The sequence below is a fragment of the Arthrobacter sp. JCM 19049 genome (assembly GCF_001310435.1).
On record NZ_BAXF01000208.1, the window covers coordinates 1 to 3707 of the forward strand.

Genomic DNA, 3707 nt, shown 5'->3' on the forward strand with positions numbered 1-3707 from the left:
TGTATTGGCCGTCGGCCAGCCCGGTGGCGGCCATCGAATCGGTGACCAGTGCAATGGACTTGGCGCCCACCAGCGCGAAGACCATGCGCACGGTGTCGGGGGACAGGTGCACGCCGTCGGCGATCAGCTCCAGCACCGCATGGCCCTTGGCGGCCATTTCCAGCGCGGCGGCGGCCGGCCCGGGATCACGGTGGTGGATCGGCGGCATGGCATTGAACAGGTGGGTGACCAGCGGGCGTTCGGTGAAGCCGTCCACGCCGGCGCTTTCGAGCTGCTCGGTGATCTCCTGCAGGGCCTTGCGGGTCACCGACGCGCTGGCCGCGGTGTGCCCGATGGCCGGGACGATGCCCTGGGAGACCAGCGCCTCGATCAAATCCTCGGTGCCCTCCAGTTCCGGGGCGAAGGTCATGGTGCGCAGCTGCCCGTGGCTGGCCATCACCAGATCCCCGACGAAGTCCGGATCCGGGTCGGTGAGGAATCCCGGGTACTGGGCGCCGCAGCGTTCGGCGGAGAGGAACGGGCCCTCGGCGTGGATCCCGGCAATCAGCCGGCCTCGGCGAACCCGGCCAGCAGTTCGGTGGCGTTGAGCATCTGTTCGTGGTCGGAGGAGACCAGGGAGGCGATCACCGTGGTGGTGCCCGAGCGGTGCAAAAAGTCGATGGCGTCTTTGACCCCGGCGTGCTCGGGATCGGAGAAGTCGGCGCCGTTCGCCCCGTGGCAGTGGATGTCGATCAACCGGGAACCAGGGTGGCGTCCTCGGCCAGGGGATGCTCCGTGAAGCTGTCTGCGTCCTCGGTGGCCAGGAAGTCATCGCGGTTGCCCGCGAAGACGATCCGGTCGCCCTCGATGGCAAGCGCTCCATCGGTAACCTGCAGGCCGTCGGAGACCAGCCGGGCGAACATTACGGTGCGCTGTTCGGTGCTCATGACCCCAGCTTAGGCACATTCGTTCGGGCTTGTCTCAAATTCGCGAATAATTCCAGCCCAGGGTACTGCAGCGATGAGTCCGAGATTGCTGGGTACGCTGGCTGCCGTGCGCCAGTTTCGATGCCCGGACCGCAGCGGTTTATCGCTGCGGCACATCGCGGGATAGCTGGAGCGTTCTTTCACCAAGGACTGGAGCGGGTAGTGACCGTAAACCACCGGCAATGGGTCTACGCCAGACTGATGCAATACGAACGCCAGAAGAAGATCTGCACCAGCCTGATCAGTCTTTCTGGTGGCTTGTTGGTGGTTCTGGGGTTGGGCGGGACACGCTTGTCGCACGCTCCGTGGCAGGTGGCATCGCTGTCCATTACGTCTGTCGTCCTTGCCGTGCTGGGCCTTGGATGTGCCTATCTCATGGCCCAGGAAGCCGATGAGGATCTTCGAATGACCATGCGAAGGGTCGAACAAACCGAGGCAAGCTTTCAAATAATTGATCCGCGCCGTGACCGCAAATCGCTGGCGATACTCTTCGCCGCCGGGCTGGCATGTCTGGGAATCGCCGTTGTGAATGGTTGCCGGGCTTTGGTGGCCCGGCCGGTAGCCGGCAGTTGCCTGAGCCTAGAACAGCCGCCCGGCCGAATCGTCCACGCCGCGCATCGCGTCGTAGTCGAGCACCAGGCAGCGGATGCCGCGGTCCTCGGCCAACGTGCGGGCCTGCGGTTGATCTGCTGGGCGGCGAAAATGCCGGTGACCGGCTTGAGCAGCGGGTCGCGGTTGAGCAGTTCCAGGTAGCGGGTGAGCTGTTCGACCCCGTCGATGTCCCCGCGGCGCTTGAGCTCCACGGCCACCGTGGCCCCGGCGCCGTCGCGCGCCAGGATGTCCACCGGGCCGATCGCGGTCATGTACTCGCGGCGGATCAGGGTGTGCCCGTCGCCGAGCAGGTCGATCTGTTCGGCCAGCAGGCGCTGCAGGTCGGCTTCCACCCCGTCCTTGATCAGGCCCGGGTCGGTGCCCAGCTCGTGGGCCGAGTCGTGCTCGATCTGGTGGAAGTGGATGGTCAGCGTGTCATCGCTCTTCGCCGCGGCCAGACGCCACACCTCGGTGACGCCTTCCTCGGCCAGTTCGGGGGCCGGTTCCTGCACGTGCATGGTCAGCGGCGGGTTCATCCAGTTCAGCGGCTTGTAGCTGCCGCCGTCCGAGTGGATCAGCACCGATCCGTCGGCCTTGACCATGATCAGGCGCTTGGCCAGGGCAGGTGGGCACGCAGACGCCCGGCATAATCCACGGAACACTTTGCAACAACTAAACGCACCCACACAACACTACCTGCTGGCCGCGCCGGATGCAGGCAGCGTGTGACGCAGGTATCCGGTGGTGCCCGCCGGCGGTGTGATCGCTCGGCTGGAACCGGCTTGCTGCGATGCGGCATGATGGAGCCATGCCTCGTTCTAACCGTCCCCGCCGCAATGGAAGGTCGCGCAACACCACGTCGCGCCAACCTTCCGGGCCGCCGCAGTATGAGGAGGACTGGGTCGAACGGGCCCGCTACGGGTGGTGCGCCTGCAGGATGCCCCGGACGGGCAGTGGCATGTGCGCAAGATCAGCCCGCTGTCCGCGTCGAAGACCTACACCTGCCCGGGCTGCCACCGGGTGATCGGCGTGGGGGTCTCGCACCTGGTGGCCTGGCGGGCCGATCACTGGTCCGGCGACGACGCCTCGGCGGCGGCGCGACGGCACTGGCATGAACGGTGCTGGGAGATCCGCTCCTACCGTTACTGATGGTGTCTGTGGAGTTCCTGCGCACCATGGCCTTGTGCCAGAATGAAGGCGATGCCCGGCATCACGGCGGTGGGGCCCGCCGTACCCAACCTCGCACCAGTTGCGACAACGGTCCCTACCTCAGCAGCATCACTGTGCCCGAAAGGTAGGAGATCCACGATGAGCGTCACACTTTGCAACCCCGAATATTCCTCGGCTACCAGGCGGCGGTTATCCGCGCGCCATGCACCGTGTGGCCACCCAGTGGGGAGAAGGCATGAATTCCACGACGCCGAAGCCTGCCCGCACACCACACTTAGCCCGCCTGGTTCCGTTGGTGTTGGTTTTTCTTGGCGGGGCGCTGGGCACAGCCAGCCGGCAGGGCCTTGCCCTGCTCTTCCCACCGGTGGATTCGGTGCCGTACACCATCCTTGCCATCAACGTGCTCGGCGCCTTCCTGCTGGGACTGCTGCTTGAGTCCCTCGCCCAGCACAGCACCGAACAACGTCGCCACCGGGTCTGGCGGCTGCTGGTGGGGACCGGCTTCATGGGCGGGTTCACCACCTACAGTGCCCTGGCCGTGGACACGGCCCTGCTGCTGGGCGGGAACCGCCCGCTGGCGGGTGTGGCCTATGCACTGGGCACCGTGGTGCTCGGTTTCCTGGCGGCGGCCGCCGGAATCATCCTTGCCGCCACGATCCGGCGCTCCAACACCCGGCATGGACCGCCAGCCAGCGTGGAGTCAAATAGGTCCGCCGAGTCGGAACGGGGGCAGTGAGATGGATGTGATCCAGTTTGTGCTCTTGGCCCTGGCCGGGGGACTGGGGGCCGTCAGCCGCTTTGTGCTGGTGGAGTGGATCGCCGTGCGCTGGCGCGGCACCCTGCCGTGGGGCACGATCCTGATTAATCTGAGCGGATCCCTGGTGCTGGGCCTAATCACCGGGCTGGCGGTGGGCCACCTGCTGCCCGAGACCTGGCGGCTGATCCTGGGCGCCGGGTTCCTTGGCGGCTACACCACCTTCT

Annotated in this window: 5 protein-coding genes and 2 pseudogenes; 3 read left to right on the forward strand and 4 right to left on the reverse strand. The window is 66.2% G+C overall.

What is annotated here, in order from left to right:
* From JCM19049_RS09540 to nucS, 4 genes and pseudogenes are all read right to left on the reverse strand, one after another.
* Positions 1-436 (reverse strand): annotated as a pseudogene (locus JCM19049_RS09540) (N-acetylglucosamine-6-phosphate deacetylase); the annotation flags it as partial.
* 107 nt (positions 437-543) lie between these two features.
* Entirely contained in the window at positions 544-735 is a 192-nt protein-coding gene (locus JCM19049_RS09545) for a hypothetical protein (protein ID WP_054821467.1), read from the reverse strand.
* Complete coding sequence (locus JCM19049_RS09550; RefSeq protein ID WP_054821468.1) at positions 732-926, reverse strand: hypothetical protein; 195 nt, start codon at positions 924-926, stop codon at positions 732-734. The genes JCM19049_RS09545 and JCM19049_RS09550 overlap by 4 nt, the downstream gene beginning before the upstream one ends.
* Before the next feature lie 618 nt (positions 927-1544).
* A pseudogene (gene nucS, locus JCM19049_RS09555) lies at positions 1545-2238 on the reverse strand (endonuclease NucS).
* A 242-nt stretch (positions 2239-2480) separates the two neighbouring features.
* Here nucS and JCM19049_RS09560 point away from each other — a divergent pair.
* From JCM19049_RS09560 to JCM19049_RS09570, 3 genes are all read left to right on the forward strand, one after another.
* On the forward strand, positions 2481-2705 hold the full coding sequence (locus JCM19049_RS09560; protein ID WP_279402871.1) for a hypothetical protein: 225 nt from the start codon (positions 2481-2483) through the stop codon (positions 2703-2705).
* 316 nt (positions 2706-3021) lie between these two features.
* Positions 3022-3462 (forward strand): CrcB family protein, encoded by a 441-nt coding sequence (locus tag JCM19049_RS09565; protein WP_279402873.1) that lies wholly within the window; start codon positions 3022-3024, stop codon positions 3460-3462.
* Position 3463: 1 nt separating this feature from the next.
* A partial coding sequence (locus JCM19049_RS09570) for a CrcB family protein (RefSeq protein WP_279402872.1) occupies positions 3464-3707 on the forward strand: 244 nt, incomplete at its 3' end.